The organism is Jeongeupia naejangsanensis (assembly GCF_016865585.1).
Classification (GTDB): domain Bacteria; phylum Pseudomonadota; class Gammaproteobacteria; order Burkholderiales; family Chitinibacteraceae; genus Jeongeupia; species Jeongeupia naejangsanensis.
In genome coordinates, this window is sequence record NZ_JAESND010000002.1 from 16,473 (window position 1) to 38,679 (window position 22,207).

21 protein-coding genes are annotated in these 22,207 nt (G+C 62.1%); 17 read left to right on the forward strand and 4 right to left on the reverse strand.

Annotated features, from left to right (window positions below; translation table 11 throughout):
• Nucleotides 1–22 precede the first annotated feature (22 nt).
• The 10 genes from JMJ54_RS05220 (at nucleotide 23) to fliJ (ending at nucleotide 9,852) form a co-directional block, all read left to right on the forward strand.
• A complete protein-coding gene (locus JMJ54_RS05220) occupies nucleotides 23–328 on the forward strand; it encodes an STAS domain-containing protein (protein WP_203536911.1) in 306 nt (101 codons plus the stop codon).
• A gap of 7 nt (nucleotides 329–335) precedes the next feature.
• Nucleotides 336–2,042: a fused response regulator/phosphatase gene (locus tag JMJ54_RS05225; protein ID WP_203536912.1), complete on the forward strand. Its 1,707-nt coding sequence runs from the start codon at nucleotides 336–338 to the stop codon at nucleotides 2,040–2,042.
• A gap of 52 nt (nucleotides 2,043–2,094) precedes the next feature.
• On the forward strand, nucleotides 2,095–2,721 hold the full coding sequence (locus JMJ54_RS05230) for a chemotaxis protein CheB (RefSeq protein ID WP_203536913.1): 627 nt from the start codon (nucleotides 2,095–2,097) through the stop codon (nucleotides 2,719–2,721).
• Nucleotides 2,721–4,070 (forward strand): sigma-54-dependent transcriptional regulator, encoded by a 1,350-nt coding sequence (locus JMJ54_RS05235; protein ID WP_238999944.1) that lies wholly within the window; start codon nucleotides 2,721–2,723, stop codon nucleotides 4,068–4,070. The genes JMJ54_RS05230 and JMJ54_RS05235 overlap by 1 nt, the downstream gene beginning before the upstream one ends.
• Nucleotides 4,071–4,121: 51 nt before the next feature.
• Entirely contained in the window at nucleotides 4,122–4,442 is a 321-nt protein-coding gene (fliE, locus tag JMJ54_RS05240) for a flagellar hook-basal body complex protein FliE (RefSeq protein ID WP_203536914.1), read from the forward strand.
• Between the two features lie 85 nt (nucleotides 4,443–4,527).
• Nucleotides 4,528–6,237, forward strand: a complete 1,710-nt coding sequence (gene fliF / locus JMJ54_RS05245; RefSeq protein WP_203536915.1) for a flagellar basal-body MS-ring/collar protein FliF — start codon at nucleotides 4,528–4,530, stop codon at nucleotides 6,235–6,237.
• 39 nt (nucleotides 6,238–6,276) lie between these two features.
• Nucleotides 6,277–7,233, forward strand: a complete 957-nt coding sequence (fliG, locus tag JMJ54_RS05250; protein WP_238999945.1) for a flagellar motor switch protein FliG — start codon at nucleotides 6,277–6,279, stop codon at nucleotides 7,231–7,233.
• A gap of 3 nt (nucleotides 7,234–7,236) precedes the next feature.
• Entirely contained in the window at nucleotides 7,237–8,022 is a 786-nt protein-coding gene (locus JMJ54_RS05255; RefSeq protein ID WP_203536917.1) for a flagellar assembly protein FliH, read from the forward strand.
• Nucleotides 8,015–9,412, forward strand: a complete 1,398-nt coding sequence (fliI, locus tag JMJ54_RS05260; protein WP_308437977.1) for a flagellar protein export ATPase FliI — start codon at nucleotides 8,015–8,017, stop codon at nucleotides 9,410–9,412. Before JMJ54_RS05255 ends, fliI begins: the two co-directional genes overlap by 8 nt.
• A 14-nt stretch (nucleotides 9,413–9,426) precedes the next feature.
• A complete protein-coding gene (fliJ, locus tag JMJ54_RS05265; protein ID WP_203536918.1) occupies nucleotides 9,427–9,852 on the forward strand; it encodes a flagellar export protein FliJ in 426 nt (141 codons plus the stop codon).
• An 11-nt stretch (nucleotides 9,853–9,863) separates the two neighbouring features.
• Here the strand turns inward: fliJ and tssE are convergent, their stop codons facing one another.
• Genes tssE through tssJ form a run of 4 tightly spaced genes read right to left on the reverse strand, consistent with a single transcriptional unit; the run spans nucleotide 9,864 to nucleotide 13,015 of the window.
• Complete coding sequence (tssE, locus tag JMJ54_RS05270; RefSeq protein WP_203536919.1) at nucleotides 9,864–10,346, reverse strand: type VI secretion system baseplate subunit TssE; 483 nt, start codon at nucleotides 10,344–10,346, stop codon at nucleotides 9,864–9,866.
• A complete protein-coding gene (gene icmH, locus JMJ54_RS05275) occupies nucleotides 10,343–11,038 on the reverse strand; it encodes a type IVB secretion system protein IcmH/DotU (RefSeq protein ID WP_203536920.1) in 696 nt (231 codons plus the stop codon). Before icmH ends, tssE begins: the two co-directional genes overlap by 4 nt.
• A 22-nt stretch (nucleotides 11,039–11,060) precedes the next feature.
• Entirely contained in the window at nucleotides 11,061–12,410 is a 1,350-nt protein-coding gene (gene tssK, locus JMJ54_RS05280; protein WP_203536921.1) for a type VI secretion system baseplate subunit TssK, read from the reverse strand.
• A 47-nt stretch (nucleotides 12,411–12,457) separates the two neighbouring features.
• Nucleotides 12,458–13,015 (reverse strand): type VI secretion system lipoprotein TssJ, encoded by a 558-nt coding sequence (gene tssJ / locus JMJ54_RS05285; RefSeq protein WP_203536922.1) that lies wholly within the window; start codon nucleotides 13,013–13,015, stop codon nucleotides 12,458–12,460.
• Between the two features lie 167 nt (nucleotides 13,016–13,182).
• Between tssJ and JMJ54_RS05290 the strand changes: the two genes are divergently transcribed.
• From JMJ54_RS05290 to JMJ54_RS05320, 7 genes are read left to right on the forward strand one after another with little or no spacing between them, the layout of a single operon-like run.
• Complete coding sequence (locus JMJ54_RS05290) at nucleotides 13,183–14,004, forward strand: M15 family metallopeptidase (protein ID WP_238999912.1); 822 nt, start codon at nucleotides 13,183–13,185, stop codon at nucleotides 14,002–14,004.
• 48 nt (nucleotides 14,005–14,052) lie between these two features.
• A complete protein-coding gene (tssM, locus tag JMJ54_RS05295) occupies nucleotides 14,053–17,799 on the forward strand; it encodes a type VI secretion system membrane subunit TssM (protein WP_203536923.1) in 3,747 nt (1,248 codons plus the stop codon).
• 8 nt (nucleotides 17,800–17,807) lie between these two features.
• Nucleotides 17,808–18,824: a type VI secretion system-associated protein TagF gene (gene tagF / locus JMJ54_RS05300; RefSeq protein WP_203536924.1), complete on the forward strand. Its 1,017-nt coding sequence runs from the start codon at nucleotides 17,808–17,810 to the stop codon at nucleotides 18,822–18,824.
• Nucleotides 18,825–18,879: 55 nt separating this feature from the next.
• On the forward strand, nucleotides 18,880–19,389 hold the full coding sequence (gene tssB / locus JMJ54_RS05305; RefSeq protein ID WP_203536925.1) for a type VI secretion system contractile sheath small subunit: 510 nt from the start codon (nucleotides 18,880–18,882) through the stop codon (nucleotides 19,387–19,389).
• 14 nt (nucleotides 19,390–19,403) lie between these two features.
• Entirely contained in the window at nucleotides 19,404–20,882 is a 1,479-nt protein-coding gene (gene tssC, locus JMJ54_RS05310; protein WP_203536926.1) for a type VI secretion system contractile sheath large subunit, read from the forward strand.
• A gap of 46 nt (nucleotides 20,883–20,928) precedes the next feature.
• Nucleotides 20,929–21,426: an Hcp family type VI secretion system effector gene (locus tag JMJ54_RS05315; protein ID WP_189458741.1), complete on the forward strand. Its 498-nt coding sequence runs from the start codon at nucleotides 20,929–20,931 to the stop codon at nucleotides 21,424–21,426.
• Nucleotides 21,393–21,953, forward strand: coding sequence for an OmpA family protein (locus JMJ54_RS05320; protein ID WP_203536927.1), 561 nt, complete (start codon nucleotides 21,393–21,395; stop codon nucleotides 21,951–21,953). Before JMJ54_RS05315 ends, JMJ54_RS05320 begins: the two co-directional genes overlap by 34 nt.
• Nucleotides 21,954–22,207: the final 254 nt, after the last annotated feature.

Sequence of the window (22,207 nt, forward strand, 5' to 3'; positions counted from 1 at the left end):
AGAAAAGGTTGGATAGGGAAAAATGTCGCCTACCGTACAGATTGAAGGGGATGTGGGGCGGGTTGTGCTGTCAGGACAGTTCGACTTCAGCGCTCACCGCGAGTTTCGCCAGGTGTGCGAAACCCTGATTGCCGATCCGGTGGTCAAGGAGGTCCTGGTCGATTTCCAGAACGTCAATTACTTGGACAGCTCGGCGCTGGGTATGCTGTTGCTGCTCAAGGAGAAAATCGGGGCGGTGAACAAGAATCTGGCGCTGGTGAATTGCCGCGATACCGTCAGGCAAGTGCTTGAAATCGCATGTTTCGGCAAGATTTTCACCATCCGCTGAGCTTTCCGTGCGCATCCTCGTTGTCGACGATACCGAAGCCGTCCTGCTGCTGATTTCGCGGTTTGTCGAGGCGCTGGGGCATGTGGCGATTCCGGCGCGTGACGGCGGTGAAGCCATCCGGATCTGGCGTGAGATCCGCCCCGATCTCGTATTGATGGACATGATGATGCCGGTCGTGTCCGGTGCCGAGGCTGCGGCGACGATCAAGGCCGAGGCCGGTGAAACATGGGTGCCCATCGTTTTTGTTACCGGCATCGGTGAAGAGAGTCGTCTGGCCGAAGCGATCGAGCAAGGGGCTGACGACTACATCAACAAGCCGGTCAACCTGCGTGTGTTGGAGGCAAAACTCAAGGCTTTCCAGCGTACGTTGGCGCTGAACCGCAAGGTGCGCGAGCAGTCGGCCAAGCTGGCCGATTATTACGCCCGTGCAGAAGAAGAGAAGCGCGTTGTCCAGCATCTAATGGAGCAGATGGTCAATGCCGAGCGGCTGTCCGATGCCCAGCTCGAGTACTGGCTGTCGCCCGCAGAAAGCCTTTCCGGCGACATGATCGCCGCGGCGAGAACGCCGGGCCAGGTCCTGCATCTGATGCTTGCCGACGGCATCGGTCACGGGCTCACTGCGGCACTGAATGTGCTGCCGCTGACGCAGCCGTTTTACAGCATGACCGAGAAGGGCTATGCCATTCCGGACATTCTGGTCGAGATGAGCAAGAAAGTGCGCCAGGTCCTGCCGATCGGCCGCTTTGTCGCAGTTGTGCTGATCGCAATCGATGAGGCCAATGGCTGTATCGAGGTATGGAACGGCGGCATGCCGACCGTGCTGGTTGTGGATGATGCGGGCGAGGTCTGCCATCGCTGGGCGTCACGTCACTTGCCCCTGGGTATCACCGAGACCCACGACGTCGAAACGGTGACCGAGCGCTTCTATTTCGACTCGCCCGGTACCGTGGTTGCCTATTCGGACGGCTTGATCGAAGCGCGCAGTGCTGATGGCCATTCGTTCGGCCTGCCAAGGCTGCAGCAATTGTTGAAGGTATCTGCAAGGCGGCGTCTTGCTGGTGTGCAGGCGGAACTCGATGCCCACCTTGTAGACACGGCCCATCACGACGACATTTCCTTGGTGCTTGGGCACTTTGGCGCGCGCTTGCGCGGCGTTGCGGCCGAAGAAGGAAGGCATCTGTCTCCAGCGGTGCTGAGCGCTCTGCTAAAGGTCGGTGAACCTGCATGGCAATACGCGCTTCAGCTGGGCGCGGCGGAACTCAAGTACTTGAATACCGTGCCGTTCATGATGTCGTTCATCAACGAAATCCGGGTGCTGGTACCGCATCAGTCCGACGTTTTCCTGATCCTGACCGAACTGTTTACGAATGCACTAGATCATGGCCTTCTTAGGCTGGACGCGAGTCAGAAGCAGGCCCCCGGGGGACGTGAACGCTACCTGGCAGCGCGGACTCGCGGATTGGAGCAGCTCGAATCAGGTCGTATCGATATCGAATTGACCGGTTTGCGCAGCGGTGGGCAAAACGTCCTGAAAATCCATGTCTGCGATACTGGTCCCGGGTTTGACTGGCGGGCTGGCGTTACTGCAACCGATGTTGCCCATGTGCAGGGAACGGGGCTGGCCTTGGTGCGTGCACTGAGTAGCGCCTTGATATTCCGCGACCCAGGCAACGATGTGGTCGCGTATTATCTGCTCGACACGCCGCCGGCTTGATACGCCGGCATGTCCTGACGCAAGATCGTTTTTTCCAGCTTTTCCTCCTTAGATGCAGACTGTTTCCCCACTGGGTGCCGCGCGTCCTGCCGCTGCTGACGGACGTGTGATTGCCGTTGGTGCATCGACTGGTGGCACCGAGGCGCTCAAATCGCTGTTGGTGCCTTTGCCGGCAAACTTGCCGCCCATCGTGATCGTGCAGCACATGCCTGCAATGTTTACCGAGTCGTTCGCACGGAGACTCGACGGGTTGTGCACGCTTCAGGTCAAAGAAGCACAGCATGGCGATGTGCTCGCGCCGGGGTGTGTCTATCTGGCGCCGGGGCACTCCCATCTTCGGCTTGCTCGCCTTGGCGGGAGATTGAGCTGTGCACTGTCGCAGGATGAACCGGTCAATCGTCATCGGCCGTCGGTCGAGGTGTTGTTTCGCTCGGTCGCCGAGTTGGTCGGAAAGCAGGCTCTCGGCATCATGTTGACCGGTATGGGCAAGGACGGTGGCACCGGTATGCGCGCAATGCGCGATGCGGGTGCGTACAATTTTGCTCAGGACGAAGCGAGCGCAACGGTGTTCGGCATGCCCAAAGAAGCGATTGCGCTGGGTGGGGTCGACGAAGTCTTGCCGCTGAACCGTATCCCGGAACGCCTGCTCGCCAGATTGGCGTTGTGGGCAACCAAGTGATGGAGATTCGAGGCGTGGCTTTACCGGTCCTGGTTGTCGAGGACGACGATGCTTTGCGCGAGGCTTTGTGCGACACGCTGGTGCTTGGCGGACATGCCGTGCTGAGCGCGGGTGACGGCAGCGAAGCGCTCGCCGTGCTGGCCGGGGGGCAGCGCGTCGGCCTCGTGCTGTCGGACGTGCAAATGCAGCCGATGGATGGCGAGACCCTGCTGCGAGAGGTAAAGGCCCGCTATCCGTGGTTGCCGGTGTTGCTGATGACCGCATATGGTGTGGTCGACAAGGCCGTCGCCGCATTGCATGCCGGTGCCTGCCACTATCTGCCCAAGCCGTTCGAGCCCGATTTGCTGCTGCAGGAGGTGGCCAAATACCTGCTGCCGGGGAGCGACGACGGCGACGTGATTGCCGAGGATCCGGCTGTTAGACGAATTTTTGACGTCGCCGAGCGTGTGGCCAGGGCGGATGCATCGGTGCTGATCACGGGCGAATCGGGAACCGGGAAAGAAGTGTTGGCGCGCTTTCTGCACAATCACAGTCCGCGTGTAGCCAAGCCTTTCATTGCGATCAATTGTGCAGCCATTCCCGAGCAGCTCCTTGAGTCGACCTTGTTCGGGCACGAGAAAGGGGCATTCACCGGTGCGCATTCGCAGCACGTCGGCAAGTTCGAGCAGGCCAACGGTGGAACCCTGCTGCTGGACGAAATTACCGAAATGCCGCTGCCGCTGCAGGCGAAGCTGCTGCGGGTGTTGCAGGAGCGTGAAGTTGAGCGTGTTGGCAGCATGAAGCCGTTGCCGGTCGACATTCGGGTGCTGGCGACGTCGAATCGGGATCCGCAGGTCGAGGTGACTGCCGGGCGGTTCCGCGAAGATCTTTTTTATCGCCTCAATGTGTTTCCCTTGCATTTGCCGGCGCTTCGCGAGCGGCCGGACGACATACTGCCATTGGCACGCGCGCTGTTTGCCAAGCATTCCGGCAGGCAGCAACGGCGTACGCCGGCAATTTCTGCGGCTGCCGCCGCGGCGCTGCGTGCGCATGCGTGGGACGGCAATATTCGCGAGCTCGACAATGTGGTCCAGCGTGCGCTGATCTTGGCACCCGGGGATGAAATTGCCGCTGAGCATCTGTATTTGCCGGCCCCAAAGGCAAACCTTGCCGGTGTCGCCGTTGCAGAGCCCGGGCCGGCGGCGAAGCCGGCGGACATGCGTGAACTGGAAAAGCAGCATATTCTTGAAACACTGGCTGCCGTTGGTGGCGTGCGCAAGCTGGCTGCCGAGCGTCTGGGCATGAGCGAGCGGACGTTGCGTTACAAGTTGCAGCAGTATCGCGAGGCTGGCGAGCCACTGGCTGACTAGGCTGGCGCGCATCTTGCTTGATTGAACGTATTCGCAATTGGGACATTGTTTATGAGCGTGCAGGGGATTGATCAGCTGCTGGGACAGTTGCAGGCCATGTCGGCCAAGGCCGCCGGCCAGAGCGCGCCTGCCGCCGATGCAACGAGCGGCGCCGATTTTGCCGGTCTGCTCAAGTCGTCGCTTGACCAAGTCAGTCAGATGCAGCAGTCGGCGCAGGCGCAGCAGGTTGCGTTCCAGAGCGGTGCGCCGGAGGCCGATCTGCAGGATGTGATGGTGTCGCTTCAGAAGGCCAGCCTGAGCTTCCAGACCATGGTGCAGGTCCGCAACAAGCTGGTGAGCGCCTACCAGGAAGTCATGAACATGCAGGTATGATGCACTTTGGTGCTGGCTTACTGTGCTAGGTTGAAAACAGTTAGAATGGCGTGTTAACGATTCCAACTACCTAGTTTGATTTTCTATGGCTGAAGCGGGCGCGACGAGCGGCAATCTCGGATCGGGGCAGGGGGCCGCAGCGTGGCGTCAGCGATTTGCCGCCATCCCGAATGCCCGCAAGCTGGGCATGATGATCGGTGCCGCAGTGCTGATCGCCGCCGCCGTCGGCATCTGGTTGTTCAGCAGCAGCCCCAGTTACCGCATCCTCTACACCAATATCCCCGATAAAGACGGCGGCGCCATCGTTCAGTCGCTGCAGCAGATGAACGTGCCGTACAAGCTCGAAGCGGGCGGCACCATCTCCGTTCCCGCCGACAAAATCTACGATACGCGTCTCAAGCTGGCGGCCCAAGGTCTGCCACGCGCCGGCAATGCCGGCTTCGAGATCATGGACAACCAGAAGTTCGGCGTATCGCAGTTTGCCGAACAGGTGAATTACCAGCGCGCCATCGAAGGCGAGCTGGCGCAGTCGATCCAGACGATTTCGGTGGTCGAGAAGGCGCGTGTTCATCTGGCCATTCCGAAGCAGACGGTATTCCTGCGCGATCAGCAGAAACCGAGCGCATCGGTTTTGCTGACGCTGCAGCCGGGGCGTTCGCTCGATAGCGGGCAAGTAGCCGGCGTGATCAATCTGGTGTCGGCCAGTATTCCGGATCTGCCGTCCAAGAACGTCACGGTTGTCGACCAGAATGGCGACCTGTTGTCACGTCCGCAGGATCTGAATCAGCCCAATCTCGATGCCCGACAGCTTGTCTATGTGCAGCAGATCGAGAAAAACTATGTCGAACGTATTCAGGCCATTCTCGCCTCTATCGTCGGCAAGGAAAACGTCCGGGCAGAGGTTACGGCGCAAGTCGATTTCGCAGAAGTCGAGCAGACCAGCGAAACGTTCAAGCCCAACAGCCCGCCGAATGCGGCCGCCATCCGCAGCCAGCAGAGCGCGGAGCAACTGGGGCGGAACGTCACCGAAGCGGTCGGCGGCGTACCCGGTGCGCTCTCGAACCAGCCGCCAGGTGCTGCGGTCGCGCCGATCAGCGTTCCACTGGCATCCGATGTCGCGGCGTCAAGCACCGGCAATACCAACAGCAGCAAGAACGCCACGACCAATTACGAGCTCGACAAGACGATCCAGCATGTCAAACAGCCGGTCGGCAACGTCAAGCGCTTGTCCGCTGCCGTGGTGGTCAATTACAAGCCGGGCCGCGACAAGAGTGGTCAGGCGACCTACGTGCCGTATAGCCAGCAGGAAATGGTGCAGTTGAACGATCTGGTGCGCGAAGCGATGGGGTTCAACAAGGAGCGCGGCGATTCGATCAATCTGGTGAACGCGGCGTTTGCGGAATCCCAGCCGCTGATCGAGAAACCGCTGCAGGAAAAGGCGCTCGATTTCGCTCGCGCAAACATGACCGACCTGCTCAAGCTGGGCCTGATCGCGCTGGCGGTGCTCTACCTGCTGTTCTTTGTCGTGCGCCCGCTGATGCGCGATCTGGCGCGCGCACGCGATGTGCCTGCACCGGTCGATCTGGAGCTGGGAGAGCCGCTGGCGGCGGACGAAGCGCATGCAGCCCAGCGGCAGGAAAAGGCCGAGGAAGACAATGTCCGACTCTCGGCCTTTGCCGACAAGCTGCAGCAGGGCAAGGAACTCGCCAAGAACGATCCGCGTATGGTCGCGACCATCCTGCGCGAATGGATGGCACGCGAAGAAGAAACGGCAAATCCGAACAAGGTGGGCTGAGTGAACGAAGAAGGCGTGCGCAAGGCAGCGATCCTGCTGATGACGCTGGGCGAAGAGGCTGCGGTCGAGGTCTTCAAGTACCTCGGCCCCAAGGAAGTGCAGCGGCTCGGTTTCGCCATGGCAAACATGGAAAACGTACAGCGCGAAGAGGTCAATACCGCGCTGGACGACTTCGTTACCTCGACTGAAAGCCGCGCCAATCTTGGCGCCGCTGACGAGTACATCCGTTCTGTGCTGACCAAGGCGCTGGGTTCGGACAAGGCCGCCAATCTGCTGGATCGCATCCTGCAGGGCAACGACAACAACGGGATCGAGTCGCTGAAGTGGATGGATTCGGTTGCCGTGGCCGAGCTGATCCGCAACGAACATCCGCAGATCGTGGCGACCATCCTTGTGCATCTGGAGCCGGATCAGTCGTCCGAAATCCTCGCGCATTTCGTCGAACGTACTCGCAACGACGTGCTGTTGCGCATCGCCACGCTCGAAGGCGTGCAGCCGGCGGCATTGCGCGAGCTGAACGACGTCCTGACGCAGCTGCTGTCGGGCTCGGACAAGATCAAGAAGAGCGCGATGGGCGGTGTCCACATGGCCGCCGAGATCCTCAACTTCATGGGCGGCGTGACCGAAGCTTCGGCGATCTCGAGCATCCGCGACTACGATCCGGAACTGGCGCAGAAGATTCAGGACAAGATGTTCACCTTCGACAATCTGCTCGATATCGACGATCGCGGCATCCAGATGCTGCTGCGCGAAATCCAGTCCGATTCGCTCATCGTCGCGCTCAAGGGGACGAGCCAGGCGCTCAAGGACAAGGTCTTCAAGAACATGTCGCAACGTGCGGCGGAGATGCTGCGCGACGACCTCGAGGCCAAGGGACCGGTGAAGTTGTCCGAGGTCGAAGCCGAGCAGAAGGAAATCCTCAAGATCGTCCGTCGTCTGGCCGACGAGGGGCAGATCGTGCTGTCCGGCAAGGGCGACGAAGGGTTGGTCGAGTAAGCGATGGCCGGCCCGCATCGACGCGTCATTCCGCGCGAAGAACTCACTGCCTGGGAGCGTTGGGAACTGGGCGGTATCGACGAGGAGCGCCGCGCGCGGCAGCCCCTGCCACAGACCGCAACGCCCGAGTTGCCCGTGCAGGTGCAGCCTGAACCCGAGCCGGTCTTGCTGCCGCCGGTCGACGATCCGGTGCCAGCGTACGAATCTCTGCCGGTGGCCGAGGTCAGTCTGCCCACCGCCGAGGAAATCGAGGCGATCGAGCAGCAGGCGATGCGCGAAGGTTTCGACGCAGGGTTGGAGGCGGGCCGTCTGGCAGCCGAGGACGAGATCGGCCGACTCAAGAACGTCCTGCAATCACTGGAGAACGTGACCGCCGGCGCCGAGCGCGAGCTGGCCGAGTCGGTACTCGATCTGGCGCTGGTACTGGCACGAGAGCTGGTCAGGCAGGAGGTTGCCGCCGACCGGAAACTGCTGCTGCCGGCCATCGTCGAGGCGCTGTCGGGTATTCCTCCGGCCGGGGGAACGTCCCGCCTGTACCTGCACCCGGACGACCTGAGCGTGCTCGAACCGATGCTCGCGATCGAGTTGTCCGGTGAAACATGGCGATTGATCGCCGATCCCCGTCTCAGTCCCGGTGATGCCCGAATCGAAACGGCATCGACGCAGATCGATCTGGCGCTGCCAGGCCGCTGGCATACCCTGTTGCGGGTACTGAATCGCGCAGAGCGTGACGATCTCCAGTGGAACGCACCGGTATCTCCCGCTGACGGAGCCGGTAGCGGTGGCTGAACGGCTGCAGGCTACTCATCGTTACCTGGCCGATTGCGGCGATGCGGTCCGCTGGATCCGGCCGTGGAAGCCGCGTGGCAAGCTGGTGCGCGTTTCCGGACTGGTGCTTGAAGTCGCCGGTCTCAAGCTGCCGCTTGGTGCATCGTGCGAAGTGATGACGCCCGGCGGTCATCCGGTCGAGGCCGTCGTCGTCGGTTTCAACGACGACCGGCTGTTTCTGATGCCGATCAGCGAAATTTATGGCGTCGAGCCGGGTGCTGAAGTGGTGCCGCATGAAGACGTTGCCGCCTGGGTGCCCGAGTATGACAACCCTAAGCCACCGGCGCGCCGGCTCGAGGACCAGGGCCGACAGGTGCCGGTTGGCTGGGGGCTGCTCGGGCGGATTCTGGACGGTCTCGGCCGGCCGCTCGACGGTCGCGGCAAGTTGCAGGTCGATGCCTATGCGCCGTTGTTCGCACGTGCCTACAACCCGATGGATCGCGAACCGGTACGCGACGTGATGGACGTGGGCGTGCGTGCGATCAACGCCATGCTCACCGTCGGTCGCGGCCAGCGGCTTGGCCTGTTTGCCGGCTCCGGCGTCGGCAAGTCGGTGCTGCTGGGGATGATGGCGCGATTCACCACGGCCGACGTCGTCGTGGTCGGGCTGATCGGCGAGCGTGGTCGCGAGGTCAAGGACTTCATCGAGAACATTCTCGGTGACGAGGGCCTGGCGCGTTCGGTTGTTGTTGCCGCACCGGCCGATACGCCGCCGCTGCTGCGCCTTTACGGCGCGGCCTACGCGACCAGCATCGCCGAGTACTTCCGCAATCAGGGCAAGCACGTGCTGCTGATCATGGACTCGCTGACGCGTTACGCGATGGCGCAGCGCGAGATCGCGCTGGCGGTTGGCGAGCCGCCGGCGACCAAGGGCTATCCGCCGTCGGTGTTCGCACGCTTGCCACAGCTGGTTGAGCGGGCTGGTAACGGTCGCGAGGGTGGTGGCTCGATCACGGCGTTCTACACCGTGCTGTCCGAAGGCGACGACCAGCAGGACCCGATTGCCGACAACGCCCGGGCGATTCTGGACGGCCACTTCGTGCTCAGCCGTCAGCTCGCCGAATCCGGTCACTATCCGGCCATCGACATCGAGGCATCGATCTCGCGCGTGATGCATGACATCGTTGCCCCCGAGGAGTTCGAGCTGGTCCGGCGCTTCAAGTATCTGTACTCGCGTTACCAGCGCTCGCGCGATCTGATCAGTGTCGGCGCCTATGTGCCCGGTTCCGACACGCTGCTCGATGAAGCCATCCGCCGCTATCCGGCATTCGAGGGATTCCTTCAGCAACGGATCCACGAGCAGGAAAGTTACGCCGGTGCGCGGACCAAGCTGGCCGGTCTGTTCGCATGAGCGGATCATAGGGTATGGCCAAGTTCCGCTTCGAATTCCTACTTGAGCTCGCGACCGACGCGCGTGAACGCGAGGTCAAGGTGCTGCAGGCCGCGCAGGCCGCCGAACAGGGGGCGCGTGATCGGCTGGTCCAGATCCAGCACTATTGCGACGAGTATCGCCGCAAGCTGACGCTGAGTGCGCAGTCCGGCATGACCGTGGTGCAGTTCCGCGACTACCAGCTGTTCCTTGGCAAACTTGACGATGCAACCAAGCAGCAACTGGCCGAGGTCGCGCGTCTTGTCAGCGAGCGCGAGGCTGCGCTGGCCCGATTCAACGAGTGCGAAAAAAAGCTCAAGGCCTACGAGACGCTGAAGGTTCGCCACGGCAAGCAGCAGGACAAGCTTGAGTTGCAACGCGAGCAGAAGCTGCTCGACGAATTCAACAGCCGGCCGCGCTAGCCACTGTAGAACTACCCGCCCGGGCGGATCTTGTAGACATTCGACGACAGCTGCAGCGTGGCATCGAATGCGACGGGCGGCTTGTGCGGATGGACCTTGAGGACGGCATCGACGCGAAAACGCAGCGCGCGTTCGAGCTCACGCGGGGCCTCCAGCGAAATGCGCACCCGGCCCAGCCGCGGTTCGTGCCGCTCGATGGCCTTGCGTATCCGCTCGCGCAACAGCTCGCGATCTTCCGGGTTCAGCAGGCTGACGCCGGACAGGTCCGGAATGCCGAAGCCGACCATCGTTTCGGCTGCCAGCGGATAGGCCTCGAACGTTTCGGTGTAGTCGATCGTCCGGGTGTTCAGCAGCGCTTCCAGATCCCGCGCCAATGCCCGCTTGAAATCGGGCATGTCGAACAGCAACCAGCTTCCACCGGGTGGGCGATCGGGTTCGTCGTCGAGCAGGCGATCCAGGATCGATGGCTGGATCGAGACGGCGTGGCGGCTCATCCGCCGATGAACGTGCCGACCTGCTGACCCAGCAGGACGCGATAGGCCACGAAAATGCCGACCGCGACGATCGCCAGCACCGCGAAGTAGAGCCACAACGGCAGTTCGTGCCGGACAAAGGCTTGGAAGCGTTGCGGCAGCTTCCAGTTCGGAGAGAACTCGGCCTTGCCGCCACGGACTTGCTGGATTTCCTGGCCCAGCCGATGCGCGAGATAGCCGAGCTTTTCACTGCCCTCGAGCAGGTATTTGCCCTGGAAGCCGAGCAGCAGGCAGATCTGGAACACTTCGAGTGCTTCGATGTGTTTTGCCGGATCGAGTCGCAGCATTTCCAGCCGATCGAAGAAACCTTCGCCGGCAAGGTGTTCGCCGAACAGCCGCAGTTGCAGCGGCATCCGCTCCCACTCTTCGCGAAGCGGGAAATCGGACGAGAGAATGATTTCGTCCATCAGCGCGCAAAACGCGTACTTGGCCTGATCGATCGCATCACCCGGCTTGCCGAACTGACGGGCGTGGCGTTCGAACTGGGCGAGGAACTGATCGACACGGCGATTGAATTCGGCTGCGCTGTTCGGCGCATTGCCGTCGCGCAACAGGAACAGCAGGTAGGTGCCGTCCTCGAGCATGTCGCGCAGGGCGGGGGCGGTGGGCTGCTCGACGCTGAGCGGGTGGGCGATGTCGGTAGGGGCGTTCATGCCGGATCCTTGTATTTGGAGGTCAGCGGAAGACCGCGATCAGCTCGAGCCGGAGTTCGGCCAGGGTCTGCGGGACGTAGATGCAGACCGAGCGGGATTGCAGCATGCGCTGGAAAATGTCGCCGCGCGGTTCGAGCGCGAAGTAATGGTTGCCGACACGGACCGGAATCGCCGACGGCGTCTGGCCGACATGGGCGAGGCTGACACCGCGCAGTGCCGAGTTGAGAATCTTCTCGACGTCGTCGGGCGCGCCGACCTTGAACTTGAACGGGACCGATTCGATGACCTGGGCGGCCGGCAGATCGCTCTGGACCGACAGATAGAAGTCGACGTTGTCGATCAGGCGGTCACTTTCGAGCCGGCCGATATGGAACGACGGCTTGGGCTGACTCAGCGGAATGACCGCATAGCGTGCCGAAATCACGGTTTCGAGCAGTTCGCGGATTTGCGCGTCGAGCACCGGCAGCACTTCCGACAGCGCTTCGTGCCGGTACGGCGGCAGATCGCCGAGCGAATAGATCGTCGAGAACGTCTGCAGTTCGCCGCAGAACTCGGCGAGTGCCAGATAGAGTTCCTCGGGATGCAGCGGCTCGCAGCGGGCCAGATGGTTGAGGCGGGCGAAGTTGCGGTTGACGGTGTGCAGCAGCCAGAACGACGCAATGTCGGTGGTACCGTACTCCATGACGTTCTTGGCGCGCTCGCGGTGTGCGCCGGCCAGTGCCTGGCTTTTCACCACGAGGATGTCGAGCAGCCGGCGCAGCAGCCGCGATACGGGCTCGGCCGCGCTGACGGTCAGCAGCGGCGGCAGGTAATCGTCGATACGTTGCCACTGGCCGGTCGCGTTCTTGGCCAGTCGGGCAATCGGAATCGAATCGTAACCGTCGCGATTCTCTTCTTCGACCATCAGTCGCACGTCCAGCTCGAGCGTGCTCAGATCGGCTTCGAGTGCCTGCGTGTACAGATCGGCACTGGCGAGCTGCCGGCTCTGGAATCGCGTCGGCCGGTTGCTGCTCCCTGCGTCAGCCACGGTATTGCCGCCGTAGGGCATCAGCTGCGCCAGGCAGGCGTACAGCGTAGTTTCGACACCGAGCTGCGGAATTTCCGCCAGATCGCGCGAGCGGGGCAATGGCTCGCTGGCTGGCGCCCGGAAAGCGGTGCCGTCACGGAAGCGCAGCGACAGCGTGTCGACCCGGAGCTGGCCGCCGCGCAGGGCCGCATCGTCGAGTGCGAGCGACTGCAGTCCCCAGGGATGGCGCTGATGGCTGTGGATGGCATGGGTCAGCTGGTTGGCGTGGTGCAGTGCCTGCTGCTGGAAATGCTGGGGGCGAAGGAACATGCCTTCCCCCCAGAGGATGCGTTTGGCGTCGAGCATGAGTCGGGCGGCTTCGCCGTCTCCTTTTTGCAAATCGGGTGGGGCGTTTATCGGCGACCGGCGGCTTTGGGTGCCGGGCCGCAGTCAGGTTTGAAAGCGGCCGGCACGCCCGGCTGCGGTAGCGCCTTGGGCACCTGTACCTGCAGATAGCAGTCCTGCACCTTGAAAGTCAGCCCGTCACTGCGGACGTCGCTGGCGTCGACCAGAAAGCGCCAGTGGTTCGTGTCCGGTTTGCGGAAGTAGCCGACCACGCCGACAAAGCGGGTTTCCGGCTTGATCTGGTCCTTGATGGCCTGCTTGCTGCCCGGCACGAGAACCAGTTCGCTGCGCGAAATCAGGTCATTGCCTAAAAGTTCTGCGTCAGATTTTCCGCTTGAAGTGGCATCAAAAGTCAGCTTGTTGAACTCGGCTGCATCCTTGAGCTGGTAGACCCGGACGACGATCGAAAGCGGCTTTCCGCCTGTGTCCCGGTTGATGACCGGCGCGGCTTCGCCCTGAATGGCGTAGTCCTTCGGGCCGGAAGCGCAGCTCGCCAGTGTGATTGCAGCCAAAGCGGCCATCAGGCAGCGAACGGGCTTTTTCCTTACAAAAAAGCGAAATTTCATGTTCATGCTCGTTCAGATGACTTTGATGTGACGGGAAAAATATTATACATTTCTCCCGAAATTTTGAATGACTTAGAAAGTATCAAGTTTGTTATTTGCTGATATTTCGTTGTTGTTTATTAAGAGTTTCCTAATTTTAACCGTCCATTTGCTGACGAGCGGTCGATTTGAATAACGTTGTCTTACTGCTCTCCGGTCTGTCGCTGCTGATGCTGGCGCTGGCGTGGCTGGGGTGGCGCTTCTTCTATTGGGACCGCTCTGCCGTGGCGGCACAGCGGCCGGCTGCCGTTCAGGCCGAGCCGATCCTGGTACCTCGCCCGGTGGTCGAGGTGCCCGAGCCGGCGCTTGTCCCGGCGGAGGCGCCGTCACGCTGGCGGGGTGGGCGTTTGCTGTTGGTGTCGGTGCTGCTGATCTCGATGGTGGTGCTGCTGACGCTCAGGCTGGCTGGCTACCACGTGCTGGGCGAGCTGGGGCCGCAGGAGTACGCCTCGCTGCGCAACATCCAGCTGGCGCTGACCGAAGAGAAGCTCGTTCCGCCGCCGCCGTTGCCGCCATCCATGTTCGTGACCAGCGAACGGCCGTCACTGGCGGGTGCCGACCGCGACTGGAGCCGGCTTGATCCGGACTTCGTCCAGCGGGTGCTGGCGCTGATGGCCCGGATGGAAGCACGCGGTTACCCGCTCGCCCTGCTCGAAGGCTATCGCAGCCCCGAGCGTCAGGATTCGCTAGCGTCGCAGGAGAACCTGGTGACCAAGGCGAAGGGCGGGCAGAGCAAGCACCAGTACGGCATGGCCGTCGATCTGGCGCCTATGCGCAACGGCAAGATTGTGATTTCCGAGCGTGATCCGTGGGCGATGCAGGCCTATACCGCGCTCGGCGAAGAAGCGGAGGCCGCGAAACTGACCTGGGGCGGGCGTTGGAGCTTCAAGGATTACGGCCATATCGAAGTACCCGGTTCGATCGCATCGCTGACCCGTGCGAAGCGATAGGCCATTTGCAATGAAAGCAACGAGGTTGTGAACGCAATGAAACGCTGGATGAAAAACGCCAAGGTCGCATCGGCCATCGGCTTCCTGATCCTGATCGCGCTGATCTGGTTCATCGGGCCATTCTTCGGGCTGGTGTCGGCAGAGGCGCGCTTTGGCTGGATCTTCGGGGTGATGCTGCTCTGGGTCGTCACGCTGCTGATCGGCCAGATGGTCGCCAATCGTGCTGGCGGGCTGATCGAGAAGATGCTGCAGCGCCAGGCCGACGATGCGGTCATGGGCGCGAGCGCCGACAAGCGTGCCGAGGTCAATCTGCTGCGCCAGCGCATGCTCGGTGCGATCGATACGCTGAAGAGTTCGCGCATCGGCAAGGCACGCGGGAATGCCGCGCTATACGAGCTGCCGTGGTACATGATCATCGGTCATCCGGCGGCGGGGAAGAGCACGGCGATCCTGCAGTCCGGCCTGACCTTTCCGTTCAGCGACAAAGTCGGTGTTCAGGGGGTTGGTGGTACGCGCAATTGCGACTGGTTCTTTGCCACCGAAGGTGTCTTGCTGGACACCGCCGGCCGCTACGCGACCCAGAGCGAGGACCGCACCGAATGGCTCGAATTTCTCAAGCTGCTGAAAAAGCACCGTTCCAAGGCGCCGGTCAACGGCATCCTCGTCGCGATCAGTCTGCCCGAGCTGGCGCAGCACAAGTCCGAAGGCTTTGCGATCTATGCGCGCCAGATCCGTGAGCGCATCCACGAGATCGAGGACACCTTCGGCCTGCAGGTCCCGATCTATCTGGTGTTCACCAAGGTCGACCTGCTAGGCGGCTTCGGTGCGTTCTTCGAGGACGCGAGCGAAGAGGATCGCAATCGCGTCTGGGGCGCGACGCTCAGCCACGATCAGGGCGCCGGTTTCAACATCGGCCACGTCGTCGGGCAGCAGTTCGAACAGATGTACCGCGGCCTGTCGCAGATGGGCGACGAGAAGCTGCTGCAGCATCGCGGTCCGAATGCCAAGCCGGCGTACTTTGCCTTCCCGGTCGAATTCCACGCGCTGAAGGAGTCGGTCTGCCGCTTCGTCACGTTGCTGCATGAGGACGACCCGTATCACGCCAAGCCGCTGCTGCGCGGTTTCTACTTCTCGAGCGCCCTGCAGGAAGGTGTGCCGCGCATCGGCGCAGCCACCCGCGTTGCCGGCCAGTTCGACCTGTCGCAACCCGGTTTCGAAACCCGCCAGTCGCCCGCGTCGTACAGCTACTTCCTGCGCGACCTGTTCCGGGATGTCGTGTTTCCCGACCAGCACCTGATCACCCGCCAGACCCGGCCGAGCGGCAGCCGCTGGCGCCTTGCCGGGCTGGTTGCCGGCCTGTCGGTGCTCGCCGTGATTGTCGGCGGCCTGACGTGGTCGTACATCGGCAACCAGAAGCTGATTGCCACTGCGACCGAAGAGCGTGCGCAGGCGGCCAAGCTGGCCGCAACCGGCCAAATCTATGACCGGCTCAAGGCGCTCGACCTTTTGCAGAAGCGGCTCGAAACGCTGCAGCAGTACCGCAAGGACGGCCACCCATGGCAGATCGGCATGGGTTTGTACCGTGGTGCGGAGGTCGAAACGGCGCTGCGGAAAGAGTATTTCGACGGTGTAAGCAAGCTGATGCTGGCACCGGTAAAGTCCAACCTCGAGCTGGCGCTGACCAACATCAAGGTCGCTGCCCCGGCGCCCGAAGCACCGAAGCCGGTGGAAGCCGCGCCCAAGGCGGCACCCGCACCGACCCCCGTTCCTGCGCCACGCGCGCCGGTCAAGAAGCCGGTGATCAAGAAGCCGGGTCTGCCGGTGATCAACCTCAGTGCCGTCACGCCATTGCAAAAGGCCACTGCGGCCGCAGCCTCCGGTGTGGCTGCGGCGCCGGTACAGGGTGAGGTGAAACTCGAGCAGGGTTACAACGCGCTGAAGACCTATCTGATGCTGCACGACAAGGCGCGGATGGATGAAGCGCACCTGACCGACCAGTTGCCCCGCTACTGGCGGCCGTGGCTGGAACAGCAACGCAGCAATCGCCCGCTCGAGGACATCAATCCGCTGGCCGAGCGCATCGTCGCGTTCTATGTCTCGCAGCTCAAGGAACCCGATCTGCCGACGATCGACAACAACGCCGTGACGGTGAGCAGCTCGCGCGAAGTGCTGCGCGGCTCGCTCCGCCGCCTGTCGGCCAAGGAGCGTGTCTACAACGAGCTGAAGGCACGCGGCAACACCCGCTTCCAGCCGCTGACGGTGGCCCGCATCCTCAACGGCAAGGATGGCGAGATCGTCGCCGGCAGCTATATGGTGCCGGGTGCGTTCACCCGCGAGGCGTGGGACAAGTACATGCGCGGTGCCATCGACGAGGCCAGCCGCGGCGAGATCAAGAGCGACGACTGGGTGCTGGCGGCATCGCTGCAGGACAACCTTGGTCGTGATGGCGATCTGGAGAAGAACCGGGCCGAACTCGAAGCGCTGTACCGCGCCGATTACGCCCGCGAGTGGAAGAAATTCCTCCAGGGCGTCGCGGTCAAGGACTTTGCCGATCTGAATCAGGCCGCAGCAGGCATGACGCGTCTGGCCGATCCGCAAACGTCGCCGGTCAAGCTGATCATCGCCCGGGCCGCATTCGAAACGGCGTGGGACAACCCGTCCGAACTGAGCAGCAAGCTAGAGACTGCCAAGCAGTCGGTGCTGGAAAAAACTACGTCGCTGATCAACGGCGGCAATCAACCTAAGGCGGTTCAGCCGGGGCAGAAGGGCGAGGTTGGCGGCCAGTTCGTCGCGGTGGCGAGATTGAACGAAGGCTCGCCGGCGCCGATCAACGGCTACCTCGACCAGCTCGGCAAGCTTAAGGGCAAGCTGCTGCAGATTGCTTCGACCGACGACCAAGGGGGCGGTGCACGGCAACTGGTGCAGGCGACGCTGAACGGTAGCGGCTCGGAACTGGCCGACACGCTACAGTACGTCGACAACACCATGCTCGGGACCGCCGATGCCGAAACGCGCGAAGTCGTCCGCCCGCTGCTGGTGCGTCCGCTGATCCAGACCTACGCGGTGCTGCTGCCGCCGGTCGAACGCGACCTGAATCAGGCGTGGGACAAGGAGGTGTACAGCCAGTGGAAGGCGCTCTCGTCCAAGTACCCGTTCACCGATAGCCAGGCCGAAGCGCCGCTGGGCGACATTGCCAAGTTCGTCAAACCCAATGACGGCACGCTCGACAAGTTCGTCGACAAGTACCTGAACGGTCTGGTGCTGAAGAAGGGGGACACGCTGGTGCCGCGCACCTGGGCCAATCTCGGCATCCGCTTCCAGCCCGCCTTCCTGTCCGGTGCGGCGCGGCTCGGTGATGCCGGCGCGACGCTGACGCAGGACGGCTCGGATGCGAAGTTCGAACTTCAACCGGTCCCGACGTCGGGACTGTCGGAAATCGTCGTCGAGATCGATGGCCAGACGCTGCGTTACCGCAACGGCCCGCAACCGTGGCAGAGCTTCAGCTGGCCGAATCCGGGCGCCAGTCAGGGCGCACGCATCCAGGTCGTGGCATTCAATGGCGCCAGCGCCGTGGTGGCCAACCAGCAGGGCCGGATGGGCTGGACCAAGCTGCTGGCGCAGGCGCATGTCGAGCGCAGCGACAACAACAGCGGCACGCTGAGCTGGTCCATCCGCAAGGGCGCTGCCGGTGATGCCGAAGTCGTGCGCGTCAATTACCGCATGGTCAGCGGCCCGAATCCGCTGCAGCTCTCCAGCCTGCGCAAGCTGAGCCTGCCGGAACGGATTACCCAGTAAGGACGACGATGGCTATTACTTTCATGCGCAACCCGGTGGTTGCGCCCCAATACGCGATTTTCGGCAAGCTGCCGCGCCGCGCCGATTTCGTCCGGGTCAATGCGACGCACCCGGTCGCGATCGAGTTCGATCAGTTGCTGGCGACCAGCCTGCGCTGGGCCAGCGAGCAGCCCGACTGGCAAGACCGCTATCTGGCTGCCGAGGCCAGCGAATTCTTTTACGTCTCGGCTGATCGGCGCTGGGTGTTTTTCGGCGTGCTGCAACCCAGCCGTGACGAGGCGGGGCGCCATTATCCACTGGTTGCCGGCGCGATCGTGCCGTTCGATCAGGGGGCGCAGAACCTGTCGCTGCTGGTCCTGGCGAACGAGCTGTTCTTTGCCGGGCTGCGCGACCAGTTGTCCAGCGCCGTCGACAACTCGGTGGAAATGCTGGCCTGCCGGCAATTCCTCGAGGCCCAGCTTGCACTGAACGGCCGCTCGGGCGCCGATCTGGATCTGGCGGGGCAGGTGCTCGAACGGCACCTACGGCAAACGGCCGCCAGCGAACTGGCCGGACGGCTATCCGCAGCTGGCGGCGCTTCACTGGAGGCCACGCTACTGGCGTTCGCCTTTCATGGCGACTTCGTACGCCGCTATGACAGCAGCGCGCCGCGGCAGGCACTGCTGTTGCCGCTACCGGATGGTCCGGGAGAGGAAACGCTGGGACTGGCGACGTGGCTGACGCTGTATCAGGCCGCGACGCGTGGCCATGTCGGCCTCGATCCGCACTATCTGACGATCACGCTGCAAGGCCGGCGCTATCTGGCGATTTCGCCGTCGCGCTTCACCGACAAGCAGCTGGCGCTGCTGTGGGGGCTGCCGCCTGCGCCACTGGCGGTGCTGGATGCCGGAGACGCAGAGGCGCCGTGGTCCAGGCATCAGGCTTACGCCGAGGCGGCCTACATCCTTGGCCGTCAGCTGGCCGATCCGGCACTCAAGCTCGATGAATTACGAGATATCGTTTTAAATCTTACTTGTAAATTTTGATTTACGTATGTTTGAATTAATTTTTTGTGAAATCTAACCGGGACTGGTGGAGAGTATGGGAAAGGAAAGCACACAGAAGAAGTTGTCACGTGTCCGCCCGCCGCGGGTGCAGATCACCTATGACGTCGAAGTCGGCGATGCGATCGAAACCAAGGAGCTGCCCTTCGTGCTCGGCGTGCTCGGCGACTATTCGGGTCAGAGCAAAGTGCCGCTTCCGAAACTGAAAGAGCGCAAGTTCGTGCAGATCGATCGCGACAATTTCGACGACGTGCTCAAGGGCATGGCGCCGCGCCTGGCCTATCGCGTCGACAACAAGCTGGCGGAAGACGGCAGCCAGCTTGGCGTCGAACTCAATTTCAACGAGCTGGCCGACTTCGAGCCGCAGAAGGTGGTCGAGCAGGTCGAACCGCTGGCCAAGCTGCTGGATGCCCGCAAGCGCCTTGCCGACCTGAAGAACAAGCTCGTCAGCAACGACAAGCTCGAAGCCCTGCTCGACGACATCGTCCGCGACACCGACAAGCTGCGCGAGATCAGCCAGAGCCGCCCGCAAGACCCGAACGCTTGATCCCGGAGCCATTCATGCAAACAGAACAACAATCGCAGGGCGGCGCAGCCGTCACCGAATCGTCGAACCTGCTCGACACGATCATCGACCAGAGCCGGATCGCCACCAACGAACACGAGAAGGGCTATACGCGCGACTTGATCGGCGAGCTGGTCGAGCAGGTGCTGGCTGGCACCGTGACGTTGTCGAAGGACCTTGCCGCCAGCATCGACGCGCGCATCGCCGAGATCGACGGTCTGCTGTCCGAGCAGCTGAACGAAATCATGCACCACGAAAGCTTCCAGAAGCTCGAGGCATCGTGGCGTGGCCTGAAGTACCTGACGTCCGAATCCGAAACCAGCACGCAGCTGAAGATCAAGGTGCTGAACGTTTCGAAGAAGGACCTCGTCAAGGATTTCAAGGCATCGCCGGAGTTCGACCAGAGCGCGCTGTTCAAGAAGATTTACGAAGAGGAATACGGCACTTTCGGTGGCGCACCGTATGCCGGTCTTGTCGGCGATTACGAGTTCGGCCGTCACCCGGAAGACTTCTACCTGCTCGACGAGCTGTCGCACGTGTCGGCATCGGCACACGCGCCGCTGATCACCGCAGCCAGCCCGGGCCTGTTCGGTCTGGAAAGCTTTGCCGACATCGGCAAGCCGCGCGATCTGGCCAAGATTTTCGACACCGTCGAATACGCCAAGTGGAAGTCGTTCCGTGAATCGGAAGATTCGCGCTACGTCGGCATGGTGCTGCCGCACGTACTCGGCCGCATGCCCTACGGCCGCGACACAGTGCCGGTCGAGGACTTCGACTTCGAGGAAAACGTCGACGGCACCGATCACAGCAAGTACCTGTGGACCAATGCGGTATACGGCTATGCCGCCCGCCTGACCGACGCGTTCGCGCAGTTCGGCTGGCTGGCTGCGATCCGCGGTGTCGAAGGCGGTGGCCTGGTCGAAGGCCTGCCGGCGCACACGTTCAATACCGACGACGGTGAAGTGGCGCTCAAGTGCCCGACCGAAGTCGCGATTACCGACCGGACCGAAAAAGTGCTGTCCGATCTGGGCTTCATTTCGCTGGTGCACTGCAAGAACACCGACTACGCGGCGTTCTTCAGCGGCCAATCGGTACAGAAGGCCAAGACCTACAACACCGATTCGGCCAACGCCAATGCGCGGCTGTCGACGCAGCTGCCGTACATCTTCGCCGTGTCGCGGATCGCGCATTACATGAAGTCGATCATGCGCGACAAGATCGGCAGTTTTGCCACCCGCCAGAACGTGCAGGACTTCCTCAATACCTGGCTGGCGCAGTACGTGTTGCTCGACGATTCCGCTTCGCAGGAAGCCAAGTCGAAGTATCCGCTGCGCGAGGCCCGCGTGGACGTGGTCGAGGTACCGGGCAAGCCGGGCGTGTATCGCGCCGCCGCTTTCCTGCGCCCGCACTTCCAGCTCGACGAACTCACGATTTCGCTCCGGCTCGTGGCCGAGCTGCCCAAGGCTGCACGCTGAGCGGATCGCCGAGTAATACACATCCATCTACTAGGAGAAATCTTCAATGGCATTCGACGCCTTCCTGAAAATCGACGGCATCCCCGGCGAAAGCACCGACGACAAGCACAAAGAGTGGATCGAGATCCAGTCGTTTGCGCACAAGATCGAGCAGCCAGCGCAAGCCACTGCCAGCTCGGCCGGTGGTGCAACCGCCGAACGCGTCAATCACGGCGTGTACGAAATCGAGCACTTCCTCGACAAGGCCAGCCCGAAGATCTACGAAGCATGCTGCACCGGCAAGCACATCAAGGAAGTGACCATCGAGCTGTGCCGTGCTGGCGGCGACAAGGTCAAGTACATGGAAGTCAAGCTCGAGCAGGTGCTGATTTCCAAGGTCGAGCCGACCGGCTCGGCCAACGACAGCGGCTTCCCGCAGGAAAAGGTCAGCTTCAGCTACGGCAAGATCAAGTGGACCTACACCCAGCAGAAGCGTGAGGACGGATCGGGCGGCGGTAACGTCAGCTCGGGTTGGGATCTGACCGCAAACAAGACGATCGCTTAATCGCGGTTGCAAGGGCCCGCCGCAATGGCGGGCCTGTTTTTCCCGTTTCTCTCGGAGGTTTTATGTATCGCCTGGCTGTATTGAGCGCCGCCATCCTGTTGTCCGCTTGCACGCAAAATCCACCTGCCAAAGAAGCCGTGGGGCCGTGGGGTAAATCGGCTGCGAACGCGGCTGCAGCCAACGCCACCGATGCCGCCAAGAGCAAGGCGACCACTGCCGCGAAGGATGCCGCCGCCAACGCGGTCGATCCATCGTTGCTGGTATTCAGCACCCAGAGTGTCAAACTCGACGATCAGGCGCAGGCGCAGGTCAAGCTGCTGCTGGCGCAGGCGGTGACCGCCAAGAACATCGTGATCACCGGCTATTGCAATCGCAAGGAAATCGGCAACGCCAAGGCCGCAGCATTGGCCCGCGCGAACAATGCCAAAAAGGAACTCGTCAATCTGGGCGTTTCGGCCAGCAAGATCAAGGTGAAGTTCGTGACCGACGAGCCACGCCACGCTGCAAAAATCGATTTCCCGGCTTAAGCGATGTGTGGGCAGCCGCGCCTTCGCCGGGTGAGGGCGGATGCTGTGGCACGAGCTGCTGTTGGCCTACGAAACGCTGTCGCAATATATCGCTACACGCGGGGCCCGCGGTTTCGGACTCCGGGTTTGAAAGCCGCTGCAGCGGTACGGCAAATCTGTTCATTACGAGGATCAACGTGCTGCATCTGCTCTACCCCGGAGCCCGACTTTTTGGGCTGGAGCGGGGCGATGTTTTCGATTGGCAGATTATTTAA

Bases quoted from the DNA above. Each gene is read 5' to 3' on its own strand.
- JMJ54_RS05220 (WP_203536911.1), top strand. From the start codon at position 23: ATGTCGCCTACCGTACAGATTGAAGGGGATGTGGGGCGGGTTGTGCTG.
- JMJ54_RS05230 (WP_203536913.1), top strand. From the start codon at position 2,095: ATGCAGACTGTTTCCCCACTGGGTGCCGCGCGTCCTGCCGCTGCTGAC.
- JMJ54_RS05235 (WP_238999944.1), top strand. From the start codon at position 2,721: ATGGAGATTCGAGGCGTGGCTTTACCGGTCCTGGTTGTCGAGGACGAC.
- fliE (WP_203536914.1), top strand. From the start codon at position 4,122: ATGAGCGTGCAGGGGATTGATCAGCTGCTGGGACAGTTGCAGGCCATG.
- fliF (WP_203536915.1), top strand. From the start codon at position 4,528: ATGGCTGAAGCGGGCGCGACGAGCGGCAATCTCGGATCGGGGCAGGGG.
- fliG (WP_238999945.1), top strand. From the start codon at position 6,277: ATGACGCTGGGCGAAGAGGCTGCGGTCGAGGTCTTCAAGTACCTCGGC.
- JMJ54_RS05255 (WP_203536917.1), top strand. From the start codon at position 7,237: ATGGCCGGCCCGCATCGACGCGTCATTCCGCGCGAAGAACTCACTGCC.
- fliJ (WP_203536918.1), top strand. From the start codon at position 9,427: ATGGCCAAGTTCCGCTTCGAATTCCTACTTGAGCTCGCGACCGACGCG.
- tssE (WP_203536919.1), bottom strand. From the start codon at position 10,346: ATGAGCCGCCACGCCGTCTCGATCCAGCCATCGATCCTGGATCGCCTG.
- icmH (WP_203536920.1), bottom strand. From the start codon at position 11,038: ATGAACGCCCCTACCGACATCGCCCACCCGCTCAGCGTCGAGCAGCCC.
- tssK (WP_203536921.1), bottom strand. From the start codon at position 12,410: ATGCTCGACGCCAAACGCATCCTCTGGGGGGAAGGCATGTTCCTTCGC.
- tssJ (WP_203536922.1), bottom strand. From the start codon at position 13,015: ATGAAATTTCGCTTTTTTGTAAGGAAAAAGCCCGTTCGCTGCCTGATG.
- tssM (WP_203536923.1), top strand. From the start codon at position 14,053: ATGAAAAACGCCAAGGTCGCATCGGCCATCGGCTTCCTGATCCTGATC.
- tagF (WP_203536924.1), top strand. From the start codon at position 17,808: ATGGCTATTACTTTCATGCGCAACCCGGTGGTTGCGCCCCAATACGCG.
- tssB (WP_203536925.1), top strand. From the start codon at position 18,880: ATGGGAAAGGAAAGCACACAGAAGAAGTTGTCACGTGTCCGCCCGCCG.
- tssC (WP_203536926.1), top strand. From the start codon at position 19,404: ATGCAAACAGAACAACAATCGCAGGGCGGCGCAGCCGTCACCGAATCG.
- JMJ54_RS05315 (WP_189458741.1), top strand. From the start codon at position 20,929: ATGGCATTCGACGCCTTCCTGAAAATCGACGGCATCCCCGGCGAAAGC.